Origin of the sequence: uncultured Roseobacter sp. (assembly GCF_947499265.1) — a bacterium.
Lineage (GTDB): Bacteria > Pseudomonadota > Alphaproteobacteria > Rhodobacterales > Rhodobacteraceae > Roseobacter.
The window spans coordinates 144,784-162,634 of record NZ_CANMNK010000003.1 but is presented as its reverse complement, the minus strand read 5'-3'; the positions used below and the strand labels follow the sequence as shown (position 1 = coordinate 162,634).

Below are 17,851 nucleotides of genomic sequence, written 5' to 3'. Positions count from 1 at the left end.
TTACTGGAAGAAAGAGAGCAAAGTGATCAGATGAACCTTGACCGGTTTGATCGTGCGATTCTATCCGTTCTGGCAGAGGACGGCAGGATCAGCATCACCGATCTGGCCAAGCGGATCGGGCTGTCAAAATCGCCCACTCAGGCCCGTCTGCGCAGATTGGAACAGACCGGCGTGATCATCGGATACCGTGCCTTGCTGGATCCCATTCAGTTGGGGCTGGACCACGTGGCCTTTGTCGAGGTGCGCCTGAGCGACACCCGGGAGAATGCGCTGAGGGCCTTTAACGCGGCGGTCGCAAAGGTGCCGGAGATTGAGCAAGCCCATATGATTGCAGGGAATTTCGACTATCTGCTCAAAGTGCGCACCAGCGACATGTCACGGTACCGGCAGTTTCTGGGCGAGACGATTTCCATGCTGCCGCATGTGGCGGGCACCTCGACATATGTGGCGATGGAAGCGGTCAAGGAGACGATGCTGGCGGACAGCCCTTGACCTGGGGCGATCCCATGTCACTTTTCCTGGTATGAAACAGATTGCCTTTATTCTGTCGGTCTGCGCGGGCCCGGTCTTTGCCACCTGTCCTGCACCGGTGGACTATTCCTCTGAATTGGAAACGCTCTTTGCAGAGGCTCGCGCCGCGCCGAACGACATGGCAGGTCAGGAGGTTTCCAACAAGATGTGGCAGGTCTGGCTGCGCGCGCCCGATGAGGCCGCGCAGGAGGTGCTCGACAAGGGCATGCGGCATCGGCAGATTTTCGATTTCGCGGGTGCCCTGGAGGCATTTTCGCGCCTTGTCGATTATTGCCCAGACTATGCGGAAGGCTTCAATCAACGGGCCTACATCCATTTTCTGCGTGAAGACTACAGCAATGCCCTGATCGATCTGGATAAAGCGTTGATTTTGTCACCTTCTCACGTTGCCGCCCAATCCGGACGCGCCCTGACATTGATGAACCTCGGACGGACCGAGGAAGCGCGTGTGCAGCTCCTGATGGCCTTGGAAAACAACCCCTGGCTGTCGGAGCGGTTTTTGCTGTTGGAGGGCGGACCACTTGCGCCTTCGGGAAAAGACATCTGACCCGTTTACACGCCGTTTGTCTTCGCTATTGTGCGCCTCGACCTTGAGACTCGTCTTTGTCCGAGCGGGATGATTTGGGAGCAACTCCGTTCCCTGCATCGCGTGATCAAGCGGGGACGAAAGAGGAAAACCCAAGCGGGAAACCTGCGCGGGGTCTTGAGGTCAAAGGCGGCGCCAGATGCGGGCGTGATGGAATGGTAGACATATCAGACTTAAAATCTGAAGGGCGTATGCCCGTGTGGGTTCGAGTCCCACCGCCCGCACCAAAAATATTTTAAAACAACGGGTTGGATGTTTTTTATGAACTTTATTCCAACTATGGTCTATATTTGAGCAGGGTCTATCCGGTTTTGTTTATTGCGATGCGTTGGCGGCCATTTCTCGGACCCTGACAACTTTCAGAATACCTCACTTTACCGCCCTTCGTCCGCCTCATAGTGTGCCCACACAATTTACAATGGAAGGGTTCAAAAGATGGCGGTTGCTCGATGGCAGGACTGGGAAGGCCACGGCCTTGAGCATTGCGTTTATCTTGAGCAAGTTGATCGTCTGACGATCGAAGGAGTTGTCGCTGGAACGCGTCAGGGGCTATACGGTGGGCGCTATTTTGTTCGCGCCGATGCCGACTTCAGAACACGTGAAGTCCGCGTCGAGTATACCAATGGCGCTTGTTTGCACGTTGAGGCTGACGGTGCTGGAAATTGGCGCGACGTAATCGGAAAGCGGCCTCTTCCAGACTTAAAGGGCTGTATTGATGTCGATATCGGCATCACTCCGGCCACGAACACGCTACCGATTAAACGACTGAAGCTACAGGAGAACGAGAGCGTCGAGATAACGGCAGCCTATGTGCCTCTTCCCGATCAGATAGACGGCGATTTTCTGCCACGGCGCGCGGAGCAACGGTACACCTGCCTGACACCAAATCGTATCTACCGATACGAGGGATTGTTTCGGGCGTTCACCGCTGATCTCGAAATTGATGAATTTGGTCTCGTGTTGGATTATCCCGACACTTTCCGCAGGGTCTCTGTCCCCTAATAGAAGGGCGATCACTTACGTGATGGCGATGCCGGATCGCACCATCTGACCTGTACAACGCCGCAGATAGCGACTGCGCCTAGTTTATCGATGAAACGCCGGCTTTAAGGTTGCCAAACACAAGGTGACACATCGCTAACTTCCCAAATTCTTTTGGAAAAAGCTGCTTTCTGGGTCGGCTTCGTGATTGCCGAAAGCACCGCATGATCTGTAACCCAGGCGGTCGTACAGCCTGTGCGCGGCGTGCAGCCGCGCACCACTTTCAAGCATGATTTTCTGACTGCCGGAGGTTCTGGCGAAATTCTCTACATGGCGGATCAAAAGCTCAGCAACACCGAGGCCACGAGCCGAGGCCGTAACATAGAGTTTTTTCAACTCAGAAAACTCCGGCTGCAGTGAATGCGCGCAGCAGCCAACGGGCTCCCCATCCAGGTAGCCGATAAATAGGGTCATGCCACCAGCTGCCAATGATTTAGGGTCAAACTCCACGTTGGGCTTCTTAGGAAACTCGGCCTGCATCGCTGCATATCCGGCCTTCAAGAGCGCCTGTGCCGTGGCAGAATCAGGGTCAGCCTCGTGAACTTCAATATTCTTGTTCATTTCGGGTCGCTCTCTGCATGCTTTTGTCGAGGCCAATACGATCCGTCATAATGCCAATTTCAATGGACAGGGAGATCACACATGTTGGTGTCAGGTATCGATTTGCCCTGCGCTGCGGCCATTCAAACTTTTATATGAAGTCCGTTTATCGCTGTTTCTTCTGGTTGGCGGCCATTGCATGAGATGCCGGTTTTGCGCTGCTTCACGGATACACATTGATCCCAGTCAAGGTCCACGCGTGGGGGCCATGTCATTGTTAGTGGCATGAAGAGGAGTGCTCGTATGGAAGAGTTGGTCAAACTGGGACGAGATTTCGTTCAGGCGATGCTGGATCGTCGCGGTATTGCGCATGTTGAGGACATCTATGCCGAAAGCGCGGAATCGGTAGAGGCGGTTGTGCCGCCGGGCAGAGATGTACGTATCGCCAAGGGGCGCGGTGCGATCAAAGCGAAACGAGAGGATTGGGTGGCAAAGCACGATATCCACAAGCTCGACGTAGACGGGCCCTATGTCCATCCGCCGAACCGGTTTGGAGTGCGCTACGAGGTTGAGGTGACGCAGAAAGCCACCGGTCGGCGGATGACCCTGCGCGAGATTGCAGTTTATTCGGTGGAGGACGGCAAGATCGTCCGGGAAGAGTTCTTTATGTTCCCGAAGTAGGGGATACAGATCCTCGCGGGCAGCATAATCACGCGCCCTAGCTGGCTGGCGATCCGAATGCTAACTCTATCCCCATGACCCACAAGATTTGGGTGGGTAGTTCAGATGAGACGATCTTCTGGAGACTTATGTTGGGGAGAGGATAGGGTGGGGCCAACACGAAGGTGGGATTTCTCACAAATGTGCTTGGCTTCCTGCTTGTGCCTCGCAGCTTGCGCAGGAAGCGTGTCGTCCATCGTCGAGAACAGTCAGATTTCCAAGATTTCGATTGGATCGAGTATGGCCGAGGTTGAGGATATTTTAGGACGGCCAATAGCGTCTACATCGCCCACCGGACATCCGAGTGGTTGCAAGAGTTACATCTACAACGAAACAATGGACGCGCTGTTTGTGCATGTCTGGTACGTCGGCGGTAAAGTCGTTGAAATTTCTGATAGGAACCAAGCTGTTCGCGACCTTGAATGACGTCGACTGGTGAGTAGTGGCCTTGGCGCGATCTCGCCGTCACCAACGGCGGCGCCACCGGAAACGACCTCACATCAGACCACGTGAACCAGTTCGCGCCGGGTCTGTCCAAAGCGGATGACGCCAGATCGACTCAGGTTTCACCCAATCCGCCGTCTGAGCAGCCAGATGAAGAACACTCCCCCGATCAACCCGGTGACGATCCCAATTGGCACCTCATCCGGCGCCATGACCGTTCGGGCCAGAATGTCCGCCCACAGGAGGAAAACGGACCCCAGCAGGGCGGCAGCGGGCAGCACACGCTTATAGTCTCCTCCTACGACCAGCCGCACGATATGCGGCACCATGAGACCCACAAACCCGATGATCCCGGAAAAGGCGACCATGACACCGGTGATCAACGCGCCCGTGACGAAGATCGACAGCCGAAACCGGGCGACCTGAATGCCGAGCGTCGAGGCTGTCTCATCGCCAATGGTCATCGCGTTGAGATTGCGCGCGTTCAGCAACAGATAGCTCCCGGCAACGACAAGGATTGCCAGAGGAAATATCAACTGGGCCCACTGCGCCAGCCCGAGCCCGCCCAGCATCCAGAACACAACCGTGTGCGTTGCGCGTGGATCGCCGATAAAGATCAGGACGTTGGCCAGGGACATCACGATGAAGGAGACCGCGACACCGGCGAGGATCAACCTGTCTGCGCTGGTCGCAGAGGCGAACCGCGACACCGCAAGCACCAGCATCGTCGCGGCCAACGCCCCCAGAAACGCCAGAAGCGGCACAGTGAGCAGGCCCAGAAACAGACCGGTGTGGAGCAGGGCGAGGATCGCGCCGAATGCGCCGCCCGCAGAAATGCCCAGAAGATGAGGGTCGGCCAGCGGGTTGCGCGTCACGGCCTGCAGGCTTGCACCGACCATTGCGAGGCCCGCCCCCACCAGGCAGGCCAGCAGAGCACGCGGAAACCGGATGTCCCATACGATGGCTTCGCGGCCCGGGGACCAGCTCACCGGCACCGCACCGGGCGCAAGCTTGTTCGCAACCACCCCCCAGACAACCGAGAGGGGGACAGGGATCGCCCCAAGGCTGACAGCCGCGGAAATGGAAAGGCACACCACGATCAGCCCCGCGATCATCACCATAAAGAAGGTCGGCCTGAGGGGCCTGCGCTTGGTGATGCGTTGCGCCATTGCGATCACTGGGTGCGGAAGGCTGCGGCGAGCTTTTTCACGGCCTCGATGTTACGGGGTCCCGGTGTGGCCTCAACATATTCCAGTGTCACAAAGCGGTCATGCTTCACCGCGTCAACATCCGCGAAGGCGGGATTTGACATCATGAAGTCGCGCTTTTCCGCGGCGGTGACCTCGCCATAGTTCACGATCACGATGACTTCGGGGTTACGCTCAACGACGGCTTCCCAGCCGACCGTGGCCCAGCTTTTCGCGAAATCATTCATGATGTTGGTGCCGCCCGCCGCTTCGATCAGCGCGTTGGGCATCGCGTAGCGCCCGGCCGTGAACGGCACGTCCTCGCCGCTGTCATAGACAAACACCCGTGGTGCGGTCTCCAGCGGGGCCAGGTTCGCCGTAAAGGCTTCAAGCTCGGTCCGGTATCCCTGCACAAGCGCGGAAGCCTTCTCGCTGACTTCGAAAATCGCGCCCAGGTTCAGAAGGTCATTGTACATATCCTCCATGCTCGCCGCGTCTTTTTCACCGATATGGATGCAGCTTTCGGTCAACTCGTAAACGTCGATCCCGAAGGGCGCGAGGGTCTCCGGGGTCACGTCGCCGCCCACCTTCATGCCGTAGTTCCAGCCGGCAAAGAAGAAATCCGCATCGGCACCGATTAGCACCTCCTTGCTGGGATATTTCGACGACAGTTCCGGCAGCGCCTCAACGCCCGCTGTCATCTCCTGATCGAGGGTTTTCCAGCCGGAAATCCCGGTGTAGCCGACCATCCGGTCCGCAAGCCCCAACACCAGCATCATCTCCGTCAGGTTCACATCATTGGAGACGGCGGCCTTTGGGGTGGTATCAAAGGTCACCGTGCGGTCGCAGCTCTGCACCGTGGTTTCGGCGCCTAGGCCTGTTGCGATGACACTCATCAGCAGGGTGATCAGGGATGGTTTCATTGATGTGGCTCCTTCAGTCGGGCAGGTGGAATGAGAAATGTTGGGTGTTGCTGGGCGCGAGCCGCTCCTGGCGCGCATCGACACGGAATGTGGTGGAGACCAGCGCCTCGGTCAGTGCCAGATCGGGTGGACCAAAAGCTCTGGTATGACCCCGGTCCAGCAACAGGATCGTGTCACAGATGTCAGCGGCCATATTGAGATCGTGCAGCGAGACGATGATTGTCAGATCGAGCTGGCGGATCAGGGCGAGCACTTCCAGCTGATGGCGGACGTCGAGGTGATTGGTGGGCTCGTCCAGCACCAGAACCTGCGGCTCCTGCGCCAAAGCGCGCGCGACCATGACCCGTTGCCGTTCGCCCCCCGACAGCGTGGCAAGATCGCGGTCCGCGAAAGCCTCCAGATTGAGCTGCGTGATCGCAGCCTCGATGATACTGGCGTCCCGCGCCCCCGCAGACCAAAACCCGCCGTGGTGCGGTGTCCGACCCAGCGCGACGACCTCGCGGACCGTCAAGCCAAAGAGGGATGTGTGCTCCTGCAACACTGCCGCCACCCTGCGGGCGGCCATACGGGGGGGCACGGCCCAGATATCTTCCCCGGCGACAAAGATATGCCCGGTCGAGGGGCGCTGGTAGCGGTAGATCAGTCGCAGCAATGTCGATTTCCCGGCCCCGTTTGGACCAACCACGCCCAGCACCCGTCCGGCCTCTACGCGAAAACTGGTGGGGTGCAACAGCAACGGATCAGGCCCGCGGGGCGCCCAGCTGATGTTCTCAGCGACAAGTTCGGCGGCGCTCACGAGACCCGCTCGGTGCTGTCTTCCAGCGCGATGATCGCTGCCGGTACGCGTGCCAGTGTTGTCTTGCGCAGCTTTCCGGGACGATCCACCGAAGAACACCAGCCGTCCTCCAGCAGCGCGTATTGCCGGGCGAATGCCACGAGATCGTTGATGTCCGCGTCGGGTTCGATATCGCCAAAGAGATAGGTCGCTTTGCGCGAGCCGTGATAGGCGACGGTGCAGGGCCGTGCGCAGCCCGCCATGCAGGCCACGCCGGAGATTTCGAAATCCTCCGTAACCGTATCGCCCGCCGCTGCAATCGCGGCACGCAGCCTGGCGATCAGCTCATAGCCGGGACGGCACGCGCTGCCCTCATGTCGACACGATGTGCATATTGTAATTCTGTGAGTTGGTTGTCCCATGTCGCCCTCCGCGAAGATGCAGGGCGTGCAGCAGGCATGTCACTCTTGACGGGTTGACCCGTAAAACCATCATGGCCTCCTGTCCGGACGCCCCGCCCGGGTTGAAGTTGCATCGATGATGGCAGGTCTCCTGACTCGCGGGTCCGGGCTTGCCCGATCCTTCCCGAACGCGGTGGCGTTCAGTGGTGATCATCGGGGTCGCTCGCCGCTCACAGTTGCGGGGGCAGTCACGGATTTGGTGCCAGGTGGCGCGTCCTCACCGTATTCCCTTTTCATCCCGGTTGTGCATTTCGCAGCCGGGAACCATCTCAGGGACAGTCCGACAGAAGGTCTCCACCGTCAAGTGACATTCACACATTGGCTGTCAGAAAACAGTTGGGGAGCGGCTTTGGTGAGCTGACAGGTTTTTGGACCTGCGTTAGCGACTGTCCGAGAGTCGCGGCACCAGAAGGGTCACCCTGCATCGGCCTGCGTTGCTGCTTGCGGCAGAAGATACCAGTCCGAAGATGGCGGCGGCGTTCGGGTGCGGACCGCGCAATTATAGGCCTCCGACAGATGCGCATCCGTCATCACAAGATCGGTCCGGCCGTCCGCGATGATACGGCCGGATTTCATCAAGACGATTTGATCGGCGAACATGGCGGAGAGGTTGAGATCGTGCATTACCGCGACGACACCGCCACCCGCATCTGCGTAGTCCCGGGCGATGCGCATGACCTCAAGCTGATGACCGATGTCCAGGCTTGAGACCGGCTCATCGAGCAGCATCCAGCGCGGCTGCGCATCTATCACCGGATCCCAGACCTGGCAGAGCACCCGCGCCAGCTGGACGCGCTGTTGCTCGCCGCCCGACAGTTCCTGGTAAAAGCGCTGTGCGTAGCCGGCGAGGCCGACCCGCGCTAGGGCGCGGTCTGGCAGATGCGCATCCGCCGATACCCCTTGACCGAGGCCAAGCCGCACCACTTCGATGGCTTGGAAAGGAAACGACATGGGCGTCGATTGCGGCAGGACGGCGCGGATGCTGGCCAGTTGCCACGCCGGTGTTGTCGCGATGTCGTGGCCTGCCAGGGTGATCTCGCCGTCACAAGGGGTCTCGCCGGTCAGGGTTTTGAGCAGGCTGGTTTTGCCGGAGCCGTTGGGCCCGACAATCGCGGTCAGCACGCCGGGTTGCGCGCTGAAGTTCAGGTTCTCCAGAATGGTTTTGCGCCCGTATCTCAGGGTGACGTTCCGCGCGCTGATCATCTTACAAGTCCACCACATTGCGGCGCCGCAGGAGGATCCACAAAAAGAATGGTGCGCCGAGCACGGCGGTGACGATGCCAATCGGCAATTCCGCAGGGGCAACGACAAAGCGTGATATGATATCGGCAAGCAACAGCAGGCTTGCGCCTAGCAGCGCGGAGTTGATCAGCAACCCGTGATGATCGGGACCCGTGGCCAGCCGCAACAGATGCGGCACGACGATCCCGACAAACCCGATGCCGCCCGAAACCGCAACAGCAGCCCCGGTGGCTGCGCTGACCGCAAGAATGGCCGTATTCTTGGTGCGCTGCACGTTGATCCCGATGTGGTGGGCCGAGGCTTCGCCAAGTGCGAGACCGTTCAGACCCCGGGCGAGGGTGGTGGCGATCAGCGTAGCCAGCAGGATGACGGGCCCCGCAATTGCGACCTTGGCCCAAGTGCTGCCTGAGAGTGATCCGAGCTGCCAGAAGGTAAGCTCACGCAGTTGCATATCATCCGCGTGGAAGATCAGCAGTCCGGAGAGCGCGCCGGTGAGGGCGGCAAGGGCGATCCCCGCCAGCAGCATGGTCGCCACCGACGTCCGCCCGGACCGCGTGGCCACGGCATAGAGCAGCATCATCGATGCCCACGCGCCGACAAAGGCCATAACCGGCAGCAATGCATCTCCGAGAAAAGCCGCAATGCCAAGGGGCAGGGCGGTCCCCACAACGATGGCGAGCAGCGCACCGAGCCCTGCGCCTGCGCTGACACCCAAAAGCCCCGGGTCGGCCAGCGGATTGCGAAAGAGGCCCTGCATGACGGCACCGGACACCGCCAGGGCGGCGCCGACGCATGCGCCCAGCAAAGTGCGCGGCGCGCGGATGTCCCAGAGGATCACCGCGTCGGTTGCCGATGTGCCCTGACCCATCGCGAGGCCCCAGAGCGCCTGCCACAGCGATGTGCCGGACGCCCCCACCGCGAGGCTGGTGACACAGACCACGATCAGACCCATTGCCAGAACGCCGTGCAGCTGACGCGCGCGTTGGCGACGGTCCACGCTCACCGATAAGCTTTGATCGGCGAGCGCCACTGCCTCAGCCCGCCGCGTCGAGCGCGCTATGAAGGGTGCGGACGGCTTGCGCGGTGCGCGGGCCAAAGCCGAGCAGCAAGAGGCCATCCATGCGCACCACGGCCTTGTCCTGCGCCGCCGGTGTCGTGCGCAGCGCGGGCATCTCAAAGAGCTCCGCATCGCTGCTGGCGTGATCGCCCGCACGGTCCATCATCAAGATCACATCCGGCGCGGCGGTTGCAATCGCCTCGGCGGTGACGGATTTATAGCCTTCGAAGGTGCTGATGGCGTTGTCTCCGCCCGCCAGCCGGATGATCGCATCTGCCGCGGTGTCCGTGCCCGAGGCCATGAGCCGCCCGCCTTGGGTGCTGAGCAGGAACAACACCCGCGGGCGCGGTTGATCGGAGGCGGCGATGTCGGCAGCCGTTGCCTGCAATTCCGTCGAAACCTCTGTTGCAAGCGTGGCCGCTTTGCCGGGAACCCCCAGCGCCGCCCCCACGGCTTCGATCTTCTGCGCAATCTGCTCTGCGGTGCGGGCCTGTGGCATTTCGACAAAGGGAACCTGCGCGGATTTGAGCAGATCAAGCGCATCCGGCGGGCCGGCGCCTTCCTCGGAAATGATGAGATCGGGGCGCGCGCTCAGCACGCCTTCCGGAGACAGGGCGCGGATGTAGCCCACATCGGGCAGCGCCAACGCGGCCTCGGGAAAGCTCGACGTAGTGTCCCGCGCGACAAGGCGGTGATCTTCCCCCAGCGCAAAGACGATCTCTGTCACCGACCCGCCCAGGGCGACGACGCGGGTGGCCGGGTTGTCCGCGCGTGTGTTCGACGTGGCAAGTCCCAGCGCCAGCAGGATCAGGGTTACCAGCAGGCCGATCCGATCACTCGTCAGCAGGCGACCTTTGCACATGTTTTTGAACCTCATTGCGCGGCCTCCACTTCCAGGGAGGGCAGATCCTCGACGATTTCGCGCCAGGCCGGGCGGCTGTCGCGGCCCTCTTTGCCAAGCCCGAAGATCTGAAAGATCAGCATGCCTTGGGCATCGAACGCTTCGACGGAGACCGCAGGGCCACGTTGTGTGGGTTTTTCCACCGCCCAGACCTCGGCGATGTGATCCTCACGCAGATGCAGGTTAAAGCGCTTGTCCATCACGTTTTGCCAGGGGCCCATGGGTTTGAGTGTATGGAGCGGGCCGGTGTGGATCTGGATACAGCCACGGTTGCCGACAAAGAGCATGATTTCGATCTGCCGGTCGCGCACCGCTTCCAGCATCATATTGACCGCCTGTGGCGGCAGCGCCCGCACGAAGGGCGCACCTGCAATCCGGTACGCGCCGAGACGGTTCATCTTCAGCTTGGAAGTCAGCCGCAGAAACTGATGGGTGTCGGTCATCCGCACCCATTCCTTGCGCAGAATGTCCAGCTTGCCGGGGTCGGATTTCGCCGCTTCCGCTGGCTGACGGGCCGCGACGGTCAACGCGGTTTCCTGATCGGGCAGGGCGATCTGCGCCTTTGCCTCCGCCCATGCAAGGGATGCGGTTTCTTCCCGCAGGAAAACCTTGTGCACCGCGTCTCCTGCCGCGTCAAAGACCTGCATGCTGCGGCGCAGGCCCGCTTCGGTTTCGGTCTCAACCAGATAGGCATGACGCCAGTGGCTTGGGAAAATCCGCAGGTCGATCTCTTCGGTAAGTACCATCGCAGCATGGGCGCCCGGGTGATAATTGTCGTAGACACCGATTTTTTCATGCACGCAGGAGTTGTTGCGTGTGAGCGCCATTGTCTCGCCAAAGGTCGCGGCGGCATGCATGATCTGGTCGGGGTGGGCGACAACGGCGGTTGCGCCACGCCCGACGTGGGCTGCAACCAGCTGTGCTTCGGTTATATGCAGCTTGTCGGCCAGATCGCGGGCGCGGATCTTGCTGTCTGCGGCACGGGCGGCTCGGATGTCATCGGGGGTCAGGTTGGTCATTACGGCGCACCAATTCTTGTCAGGGAGATCAGAACTGGCTGGGTGGTTGTTGCACCTGGCTCGCGGCATTCGCTGGTATTCTTGACACTTTTAGTAAGTTTAAGATAATACTGCAAGAGGCAGGTGACGTACTTGCCCAAAACACTCCGAATTCACCGCGGCCAGCCTTTTGCAAGCTCGGATATCAGCCAGCTTGTGAGGGATATTCCATGCCATTTTTTTCTGCGCGCAGCCTGCTGCGGGCCACGACTGCAATACTTATCGCAGCCCCCGTCTGTGCCTTGTCACAATCAGAGGAGGCCGCCGGAGACGACACATATCTCGGAACAATCGTGCTTGGTGAAAGCAAGCGCGACGTGGCAACCGACACTGCCATTCCAACGACCACAATTGACGAGACCGAAATCAAGGATCGGCAGGCTGGCACCGTCGCGGAATTGATCGATTCCGTGCCCGGCGTGACACTTGTCAACGGCGCGACAGCGGCGGGGTCGGGCATCAATATTCGTGGCTACGGCGCCAACGGCACCTTTGGCACTGACCAGAAGGTGCTCATTCAGGTGGATGGGGCGACGAAAGGCAGCGAAGAGCTTTACCGCATCGGCACACAGCTTTACACCGACCCTTTCCTCTTCCGCGAGGTCGAGGTCATCCGCGGGACCATTGGATCATTCGAGTATGGCTCGGGTGTTTTCGGCGGTGTTGTCCGATTGGAGACGATCAATGCCTCGGACATCCTTGGGGATCGGCTGGATTTCGGCGGGCGGCAAACCTTCGAATTCTCCTCGAACGGCGATGGCCTCACCAGCTCCACCATCCTCGGCTGGCAGCCCGACGAAAACCTTGAACTGCTTTTCAATTACACCCGGCGTACGCTGGACGTCCGCACCGATGGCGATGGCGACGATATCAATCCGGCGGCCGGGGATCTGGATGATCCCTCGTACCTGTTTAAGGGCCGCTACACATTTGGCGACGGAGAGGCGCATGCGCTGACCTTCAGCTACTCCAACACCGAACAAGAGCAGTTCGACGTCCCCTATGATACCTTTGGTCTGGCCAACTTCGGCAACGTCGACCGTTTTATCGAGAATGAGGTCGCCAGCCTGCGGTATAATTATAACCCGGTTGGCAACGATCTTATCAATCTTGATGTCGAGCTCACCTATTCGGATGAGATTGTCGAAAGCGAAGCAATCGACCGCACTCTGCCTGTGTTCAGTCTCAATCTGCTGGATGCCGACAATCGATACCAGACAACAACCCTGCGCCTGAGGAACACCGCGTTCTTTGACACCGGCACTGTGCAACATGAGCTGCGGGCGGGCGCTGAATACATCCTGCGGGAGCGTCAGGATGCCTCTGCCGGGGCGGCCCCGGGTGGCGAGAAGGAGGTCTTTGCAGTTTATCTGGTCGACGAGATGCGGATCGGCGAGGCCTGGACGATCATGCCCGCCCTGCGCTTTGAAACCCAGAACATCACCGAAGATCCGATCAACGGCGCGGCGGAGTTCGGGGACGATGCGCTGATGGGCGGGCTGTCGCTCAGATACGCCTTCGACAATGGGATTTCGGTCTTTGGCTCGGCGGCCTATACGGTCAACCTGCCGATTGTGGACGATATCGAAAGCGATCTGATCCTGCAGTCTGAAAGGGCCACAACCTACGAGGTCGGCGTGGCCTATGAGGGTCTGGATGTCTTCGATGCCGGTGACACGCTGGCGCTGAAGCTGAATTACTACACACAAGTTTCTGACAGCGTCACCACCATTCGCGCCATGGGCAATCCGCTCGCCTCGGTGGATCAGGTTGATCGGGATGGCTTTGAACTGGAAGCCTCCTACGCCCGTCAGAGCGGGTTCTACGTCGATCTCAATGCGCATATCTCCGAGGGGGAGGAGACGCTTCTGAACGGCACCGTGCAGGACTATCGGTTCAACCCGGCGGATGCGCTTCGGGTTACGATCGGGCAGCGGTTTGGCGATATGCTGGACCTCAGCTACGAGTTGGTCACCCAGCGCCGCTATGACGAGGGCACGGATATCGCACCTGGTTTTGGTGTGAGCAATCTGCGCGCCACCTATGTGCCGCAGCGTGGCCTGTTGGAGGGCACTGAAATTCGGTTTGGCATCGAGAACGTCTTTGACAAGCTCTACGAGCCGCGCCTGTCGACCCGCAATGCAACAGGACGCAATTTCATTCTGAGCCTCGCTGCAACCTTCTGAGACTTGATCGCTTCGTCGCGGACGCCATGTCATAGCAAAGCGACCCAATGGAGACCGGATATGTATATCGCAATGAACAGGTTTACCGTGCGTCCCGAGAATGCCGAGGCGTTTGAGGCGCTCTGGCTGGGGCGGGACAGCCATCTCAAGGATATGGAGGGCTTTGTGGAATTTCACATGCTCAAGGGGCCGGAGGTGGAGGGCACCATCCTCTACGCCTCGCACACGGTCTGGGCCTCCGAAGATGCCTTTCGCGGCTGGACCCGCAGCACTGCCTTCCGGGAGGCGCATAAGAACGCTGGATCAACCGCGAAACTGCACGAGGGATCGCCCACCTTCGAAGGGTTCTCCACGATCCAGCATATCGTCTGAGTCAGGCCGCATTTGATAGCGCGGCCTGAAACGGGTAAGATAAATCATACTCCAGCAACTGCCACGCGGCACCGCCAGGGTCTTTCCAACTTTGTTGAAAACACACCGGGGATGCCCATGCGTCGATCTATATTTCCCATTCTGGCAGCTCTTTTGCCCCTCAACGGCCATGCGCAAGAGGCGCCGACTACTGAGCAGATACAGATCGAGCTCAACGCCGCCGCGACGGATCAGCAGAGCTGTAATTTGACCTTTGTGGTGCAGAATGAGCTGCCCGATCCTATTGAGGATCTGGTGCTGGAGACGGTCCTCTTCACCACCGACGGGCAGGTTGATCGCCTGACCCTCTTCAGTTTTGGGGCCCTGCCAGCCGGGCGGCAGCGCGTGCGGCAATTCGCGGTGGACGGATTGGCCTGTGACAAGCTGGGCCGGGTACTGTTCAACGGAACCGAGCAATGTGTGGGCGAGACGCTGACACCGGCGGCCTGCGAGGGGGCGTTGAAGGCCTCGACACGCACGAATATTGAGGTTCTTCAGTGACATACGCGCTCTCAGGGTGGATCGCGCCAGTGCGTGATCTTGTTGAGACCGGCGGGCCGGTGGTTCTGATCCTTCTGATCATCTCCGTGCTCACGGTCACCGTGATCTTTTACAAACTCTGGCAGTTTGCCAGCGCCGGGGTCGGGCGGCACCGCCAGCTTTCTGCCGCCATGGTGGCCTGGGACGCGGGTGACCAGGACGCGGCGCGCCTTGCTCTGGCCGGATCACACAGCTACCTCGCGCCGCTCTTTCAACATGCGCTTGACACAGGACAGACCCCGGATCGCTTGACCGCCGAAGCCGAGAGCGCATTTGCCCGACTGGAAAACGGTTTCCGCTGGCTTGATACCGTTGCACAGTTGGCACCGCTGCTTGGTCTCTTCGGCACTGTTTTGGGCATGATCGATGCGTTTCAGGCGCTGCAGGATGCCGGCGCGCAGGTCGATCCATCTGTTCTGGCCGGCGGGATCTGGGTGGCCCTTCTGACCACAGCGGCAGGGCTGAGCGTCGCCATGCCCGCGGCCCTGGCGCTCAGTTGGTTCGACGGGCGTATGGCGGGCGAACGCCTATTGGCCGACCGGGTGATCCAGACACTTTGGGCCACAGGCGCAAGGCCCGACGCGCAGCCCCTGGCCGCCATATCGGGAGCGGTCCGTGCTTAGGGTGCCGCGCGCACGGCGGCGCCTCTCCATGACCTCGCTTATTGATGTGATCTTTCTGCTGCTGCTGTTCTTCATGCTCTCCTCGACCTTCTCGCGATATGCCGAGGTCGAGATTGCCGCCGCACAGTCTGCCGGGCGCGCGCCTCAGCCCGCGTCGCCGTTTTTCCTCCAGTTGTCAGCGGATCGGATGACCGTGAACGGCACGCCGCAGGCACTGGATGCGCTGCAAGACAGCCCGCTGGCGGATGTGCCATCTGGTACCGTGGTGTTGCTCAGCCTGCGCGGAGCGGTGGATGCCCAGCGGTTGACGGATGCGTTGGTTGCGCTGCGCCGCTTGCCCGACATCACCCTGACCGTTCTGGGCCGCTGACGGATGCCGAGGCAGGTCCAGAAGCGCGAACCGACGATTGCTCTGATCAACATCGTCTTTCTAATGCTGGTATTCTTCATGGTGGCGGGCACGCTTGTGGCGCCCGTCGACGGTCACCTGAAGCTGGTTCAGACGGCGGCACTGGAAGGCCGCGCCCCACCTGTTGCATTGATCCTGCAGCCGGATGGACAAATGCAATTTGCGGGCAAAGCCGTCAGCAGCCTTGCCGCATTCTACGACGGTCTGCCGGAGGCCGCGCGGACGCAACTGCGGCTGGTACCGGACCGGGCGCTTGCGGCTGAAAAGCTCATCGCGGTCGCAGCCGAGCTGAAGGCCCTTGGCGCTGGCAAAGTGATGATCGTGACCGAGCGGGCCCTGCCATGACCCTGCGGCTTTCCCTGGTCAAATCCACGGCTTTGATCGGCGCGGCCGCCTTGCACGTGGTGATCCTGCAACCATGGGATCCGCCCGAGACCCCGATGACCCAGGCCGGGGCAGGGGCCGTATCGGCCAGATTGGGCACAAGCTTTGCCGATATGGTTGCGGGAACCCAGCAACCTTTGTCATCGCAAGAAGTGATCCGCCCGGACAGTCCGGTGCAGCGTTCCAATCGCCCTGACGTACAGCCAACTGCAACAGCCGATCCGACCGTCGAAACTCGCTCGAACCCGTCTCGGAGCCTGACCAAGATACCCGCACGCGACACGCTGCGCGCGCAAACGGTAAAGGGCGCCGTCGCTGCGCGCGCGCCATCGCAGATCACCACGAGCCTCGACACCTCGCTGCGCCCGAGAGCGCGCCCGGAAAACCATCGCGCGGCGCAGGTGTCGAAACCGCAGGAGCTGCCACGCGCCACCGCTGCCCCGGAAAAGAAGGTGGGTGAGGGGCCCCAAGATGCCGTGCAGGGCACTGCCGTCGGCCAAGTTGCGGCGCGGGCGAAAACGCAAGGCCGGTCCACGGCTCAAGAACAGACGACCGGCAACGCAGAGGCAACCAATTACCCCGGCGTTGTGATGCGCTACATCGCCCGCCAGCGCCGCCCTGATCTGAGCGCGCGCGGTACGGCGGTAATCGCCTTCACCATCGCTGCAGACGGAGGGTTGGCGACCGCAGAGGTCGCCCGCAGTTCGGGCTCCTCCACGCTCGACAACGCGGCGCTGCGGATCGTGCAAAGGGCCGCCCCTTTCCCGCCGCCCCCCGCGGGCGCGCGCCGCAGCCATTCCGTCGGGATAAAGGGGCGCAGCTAGTTGTTCGCTGGTGTGTGCGCGGCAATGAACTGCATGATCGCCGGGAGAAGTGCGGGGTGCAGCGGCAGGTGCGGGTCAGTATAGGTTGCGAAGGGTTGTCCGGGGATGTCCGCTTTCAACATATGGGTCATATCTGCGATCAGCGTCATCGCCGATCGCGGCATGGTCTGATCCAGCAGTTCCGCATCCTGGACGCCGACCTGTATGTCCGCGCCGCCCTGCACAACCAGCGTCGGCACGGTCAACACCTTGGCCGCATCGATAGGGTTGTAGGCGAAAAGATCGATCATGTAGCGCTGCAGGCCCGGTTGGAACATCGGCTGCAGTTGACTTGAAATACCGTCCATGGGCCGGGTTTTCCCGGTTTCTAGATCGTCTATGATTGCCTCCAACTCAGCGATGAAGGGCGCGTTGGCAGGGTTGGCGCGGATTTGCTCGCGCATCAGCTGTCCAATCGGGCGCCCGGCTGTGGCCAGCAGGATCACGCCGCAAAGCTCTGCTTGCGGCTGCATCGCGGCGATCAATGAAACAAGACCTCCCTCAGAATGGCCTGCAAGCCAGACGCAGGTGGCTTTTTCCGAGGCTTTGGTGACCCAATCCCGGACATCTTGGGCGTAGGCGGCGATGGTAACGTCGTTGGGATCACCGATGGCTGCCGCGCTCCCGAAAAAGCCCCGTTTGTCGATCCGGATTGACGCGACGCCCGACGCGGCCAGAGCTTCGGCCAGCAAGCGGTAGCTATCGGAATGCAGGCCGACCTGGGGGCCATTGCCATCGCGGTCAATCGGTCCTGAACCGGGGACAAGCACGACCAGATGTTGTGCGTCCTCAGCCGCGAGATACGCCCCAGACAGGGCGCCTTCCGGCCCTGGTATCGTCAGCACCTCAGCGGTGGCACCTTGTCCTTGAAGACCAGTTGCAACGATGATTGCCATTGCCCGTAACCTCACCGGCCTGATCCTGATCTTGCTGGCTGAGCAATGCATCTTCCAATGCTCGAAGAGGAGG

At 60.6% G+C, this 17,851-nt stretch carries 22 protein-coding genes, 1 tRNA gene and 1 riboswitch; of the genes, 13 read left to right on the top strand and 10 right to left on the bottom strand.

The genetic code is table 11. The annotated features are described in order from the left end of the window. The first annotated feature begins 30 nt into the window (after positions 1-30). The 4 genes from Q1A63_RS08935 (at position 31) to Q1A63_RS08920 (ending at position 2,119) form a co-directional block, all read left to right on the top strand. Positions 31-492 carry an Lrp/AsnC ligand binding domain-containing protein gene (locus tag Q1A63_RS08935; RefSeq protein ID WP_298971608.1) on the top strand — a complete coding sequence of 154 codons (462 nt, stop codon included), beginning with the start codon at positions 31-33 and terminating at the stop codon, positions 490-492. Between the two features lie 31 nt (positions 493-523). After that, on the top strand, positions 524-1,078 hold the full coding sequence (locus tag Q1A63_RS08930) for a tetratricopeptide repeat protein (protein ID WP_298971213.1): 555 nt from the start codon (positions 524-526) through the stop codon (positions 1,076-1,078). Between the two features lie 180 nt (positions 1,079-1,258). Continuing rightward, positions 1,259-1,344, top strand: a tRNA-Leu gene (locus tag Q1A63_RS08925). 208 nt (positions 1,345-1,552) lie between these two features. Then, complete coding sequence (locus Q1A63_RS08920; protein WP_298971215.1) at positions 1,553-2,119, top strand: putative glycolipid-binding domain-containing protein; 567 nt, start codon at positions 1,553-1,555, stop codon at positions 2,117-2,119. 135 nt (positions 2,120-2,254) lie between these two features. Here Q1A63_RS08920 and Q1A63_RS08915 read toward each other — a convergent pair whose 3' ends face one another. Continuing rightward, positions 2,255-2,719 carry a GNAT family N-acetyltransferase gene (locus Q1A63_RS08915; protein ID WP_298971217.1) on the bottom strand — a complete coding sequence of 155 codons (465 nt, stop codon included), beginning with the start codon at positions 2,717-2,719 and terminating at the stop codon, positions 2,255-2,257. A 282-nt stretch (positions 2,720-3,001) separates the two neighbouring features. Here Q1A63_RS08915 and Q1A63_RS08910 point away from each other — a divergent pair, with 282 nt between their 5' ends. Together Q1A63_RS08910 and bamE are read left to right on the top strand one after the other, a co-directional pair. Next, on the top strand, positions 3,002-3,379 hold the full coding sequence (locus Q1A63_RS08910; protein ID WP_298971220.1) for a nuclear transport factor 2 family protein: 378 nt from the start codon (positions 3,002-3,004) through the stop codon (positions 3,377-3,379). 105 nt (positions 3,380-3,484) lie between these two features. After that, a complete protein-coding gene (gene bamE, locus Q1A63_RS25610) occupies positions 3,485-3,844 on the top strand; it encodes an outer membrane protein assembly factor BamE (RefSeq protein ID WP_366524305.1) in 360 nt (119 codons plus the stop codon). A gap of 140 nt (positions 3,845-3,984) precedes the next feature. On the opposite strand, the gene Q1A63_RS08905 is transcribed toward bamE, so the two are convergent. The 8 genes from Q1A63_RS08905 to Q1A63_RS08870 form a co-directional block, all read right to left on the bottom strand. Further along, entirely contained in the window at positions 3,985-5,031 is a 1,047-nt protein-coding gene (locus Q1A63_RS08905) for an iron ABC transporter permease (protein ID WP_298971221.1), read from the bottom strand. Between the two features lie 5 nt (positions 5,032-5,036). Beyond that, positions 5,037-5,972: an ABC transporter substrate-binding protein gene (locus tag Q1A63_RS08900; protein ID WP_299631272.1), complete on the bottom strand. Its 936-nt coding sequence runs from the start codon at positions 5,970-5,972 to the stop codon at positions 5,037-5,039. 13 nt (positions 5,973-5,985) lie between these two features. Next, complete coding sequence (locus Q1A63_RS08895) at positions 5,986-6,768, bottom strand: ABC transporter ATP-binding protein (RefSeq protein ID WP_298971224.1); 783 nt, start codon at positions 6,766-6,768, stop codon at positions 5,986-5,988. Continuing rightward, positions 6,765-7,169 (bottom strand): DUF1636 domain-containing protein, encoded by a 405-nt coding sequence (locus Q1A63_RS08890; RefSeq protein ID WP_298971226.1) that lies wholly within the window; start codon positions 7,167-7,169, stop codon positions 6,765-6,767. The genes Q1A63_RS08895 and Q1A63_RS08890 overlap by 4 nt, the downstream gene beginning before the upstream one ends. A 102-nt stretch (positions 7,170-7,271) precedes the next feature. Then, positions 7,272-7,492, bottom strand: a riboswitch (cobalamin riboswitch). Positions 7,493-7,622: 130 nt separating this feature from the next. Continuing rightward, complete coding sequence (locus Q1A63_RS08885; RefSeq protein WP_298971228.1) at positions 7,623-8,411, bottom strand: heme ABC transporter ATP-binding protein; 789 nt, start codon at positions 8,409-8,411, stop codon at positions 7,623-7,625. A gap of 1 nt (position 8,412) precedes the next feature. Then, the gene (locus Q1A63_RS08880; protein WP_366524327.1) at positions 8,413-9,402 is read right to left on the bottom strand and encodes an iron chelate uptake ABC transporter family permease subunit; all 990 of its coding nucleotides are present in this window, start codon (positions 9,400-9,402) and stop codon (positions 8,413-8,415) included. 82 nt (positions 9,403-9,484) lie between these two features. After that, positions 9,485-10,384, bottom strand: a complete 900-nt coding sequence (locus tag Q1A63_RS08875; protein ID WP_299631267.1) for an ABC transporter substrate-binding protein — start codon at positions 10,382-10,384, stop codon at positions 9,485-9,487. Next, positions 10,381-11,427, bottom strand: coding sequence for a ChuX/HutX family heme-like substrate-binding protein (locus tag Q1A63_RS08870; protein WP_299631265.1), 1,047 nt, complete (start codon positions 11,425-11,427; stop codon positions 10,381-10,383). The genes Q1A63_RS08875 and Q1A63_RS08870 overlap by 4 nt, the downstream gene beginning before the upstream one ends. A gap of 209 nt (positions 11,428-11,636) precedes the next feature. On the opposite strand from Q1A63_RS08870, the gene Q1A63_RS08865 reads away from it, so the two are divergent. From Q1A63_RS08865 to Q1A63_RS08835, 7 genes are all read left to right on the top strand, one after another. Beyond that, positions 11,637-13,652 (top strand): TonB-dependent receptor, encoded by a 2,016-nt coding sequence (locus tag Q1A63_RS08865; protein WP_298971234.1) that lies wholly within the window; start codon positions 11,637-11,639, stop codon positions 13,650-13,652. A 60-nt stretch (positions 13,653-13,712) separates the two neighbouring features. Further along, positions 13,713-14,024 carry an antibiotic biosynthesis monooxygenase gene (locus Q1A63_RS08860; protein WP_298971236.1) on the top strand — a complete coding sequence of 104 codons (312 nt, stop codon included), beginning with the start codon at positions 13,713-13,715 and terminating at the stop codon, positions 14,022-14,024. A 117-nt stretch (positions 14,025-14,141) separates the two neighbouring features. Beyond that, a complete protein-coding gene (locus Q1A63_RS08855; protein WP_298971239.1) occupies positions 14,142-14,564 on the top strand; it encodes a hypothetical protein in 423 nt (140 codons plus the stop codon). 29 nt (positions 14,565-14,593) lie between these two features. Beyond that, entirely contained in the window at positions 14,594-15,226 is a 633-nt protein-coding gene (locus Q1A63_RS08850; protein WP_298971242.1) for a MotA/TolQ/ExbB proton channel family protein, read from the top strand. Further along, positions 15,219-15,596, top strand: a complete 378-nt coding sequence (locus Q1A63_RS08845; protein WP_366524304.1) for a biopolymer transporter ExbD — start codon at positions 15,219-15,221, stop codon at positions 15,594-15,596. Before Q1A63_RS08850 ends, Q1A63_RS08845 begins: the two co-directional genes overlap by 8 nt. Before the next feature lie 3 nt (positions 15,597-15,599). Beyond that, positions 15,600-15,980, top strand: a complete 381-nt coding sequence (locus Q1A63_RS08840; RefSeq protein ID WP_298971245.1) for a biopolymer transporter ExbD — start codon at positions 15,600-15,602, stop codon at positions 15,978-15,980. Next, entirely contained in the window at positions 15,977-16,843 is an 867-nt protein-coding gene (locus tag Q1A63_RS08835; RefSeq protein WP_298971247.1) for a TonB family protein, read from the top strand. The genes Q1A63_RS08840 and Q1A63_RS08835 overlap by 4 nt, the downstream gene beginning before the upstream one ends. Here the strand turns inward: Q1A63_RS08835 and Q1A63_RS08830 are convergent. Next, a complete protein-coding gene (locus tag Q1A63_RS08830; RefSeq protein WP_298971250.1) occupies positions 16,840-17,778 on the bottom strand; it encodes an alpha/beta fold hydrolase in 939 nt (312 codons plus the stop codon). The genes Q1A63_RS08835 and Q1A63_RS08830 overlap by 4 nt on opposite strands. Between the last annotated feature and the right edge of the window lie 73 nt (positions 17,779-17,851).

Bases quoted from the DNA above. Each gene is read 5' to 3' on its own strand.
- Q1A63_RS08875 (WP_299631267.1), bottom strand. From the start codon at position 10,384: ATGAGGTTCAAAAACATGTGCAAAGGTCGCCTGCTGACGAGTGATCGG.
- Q1A63_RS08865 (WP_298971234.1), top strand. From the start codon at position 11,637: ATGCCATTTTTTTCTGCGCGCAGCCTGCTGCGGGCCACGACTGCAATA.
- Q1A63_RS08870 (WP_299631265.1), bottom strand. From the start codon at position 11,427: ATGACCAACCTGACCCCCGATGACATCCGAGCCGCCCGTGCCGCAGAC.
- Q1A63_RS08920 (WP_298971215.1), top strand. From the start codon at position 1,553: ATGGCGGTTGCTCGATGGCAGGACTGGGAAGGCCACGGCCTTGAGCAT.
- Q1A63_RS08835 (WP_298971247.1), top strand. From the start codon at position 15,977: ATGACCCTGCGGCTTTCCCTGGTCAAATCCACGGCTTTGATCGGCGCG.
- Q1A63_RS08855 (WP_298971239.1), top strand. From the start codon at position 14,142: ATGCGTCGATCTATATTTCCCATTCTGGCAGCTCTTTTGCCCCTCAAC.
- Q1A63_RS08930 (WP_298971213.1), top strand. From the start codon at position 524: ATGAAACAGATTGCCTTTATTCTGTCGGTCTGCGCGGGCCCGGTCTTT.
- Q1A63_RS08905 (WP_298971221.1), bottom strand. From the start codon at position 5,031: ATGGCGCAACGCATCACCAAGCGCAGGCCCCTCAGGCCGACCTTCTTT.
- Q1A63_RS08910 (WP_298971220.1), top strand. From the start codon at position 3,002: ATGGAAGAGTTGGTCAAACTGGGACGAGATTTCGTTCAGGCGATGCTG.
- Q1A63_RS08885 (WP_298971228.1), bottom strand. From the start codon at position 8,411: ATGATCAGCGCGCGGAACGTCACCCTGAGATACGGGCGCAAAACCATT.
- Q1A63_RS08890 (WP_298971226.1), bottom strand. From the start codon at position 7,169: ATGGGACAACCAACTCACAGAATTACAATATGCACATCGTGTCGACAT.
- Q1A63_RS08935 (WP_298971608.1), top strand. From the start codon at position 31: ATGAACCTTGACCGGTTTGATCGTGCGATTCTATCCGTTCTGGCAGAG.
- Q1A63_RS08900 (WP_299631272.1), bottom strand. From the start codon at position 5,972: ATGAAACCATCCCTGATCACCCTGCTGATGAGTGTCATCGCAACAGGC.
- Q1A63_RS08840 (WP_298971245.1), top strand. From the start codon at position 15,600: ATGCCGAGGCAGGTCCAGAAGCGCGAACCGACGATTGCTCTGATCAAC.
- Q1A63_RS08880 (WP_366524327.1), bottom strand. From the start codon at position 9,402: ATGGGTCTGATCGTGGTCTGTGTCACCAGCCTCGCGGTGGGGGCGTCC.
- Q1A63_RS08915 (WP_298971217.1), bottom strand. From the start codon at position 2,719: ATGAACAAGAATATTGAAGTTCACGAGGCTGACCCTGATTCTGCCACG.
- Q1A63_RS08860 (WP_298971236.1), top strand. From the start codon at position 13,713: ATGTATATCGCAATGAACAGGTTTACCGTGCGTCCCGAGAATGCCGAG.
- Q1A63_RS08830 (WP_298971250.1), bottom strand. From the start codon at position 17,778: ATGGCAATCATCGTTGCAACTGGTCTTCAAGGACAAGGTGCCACCGCT.
- bamE (WP_366524305.1), top strand. From the start codon at position 3,485: ATGAGACGATCTTCTGGAGACTTATGTTGGGGAGAGGATAGGGTGGGG.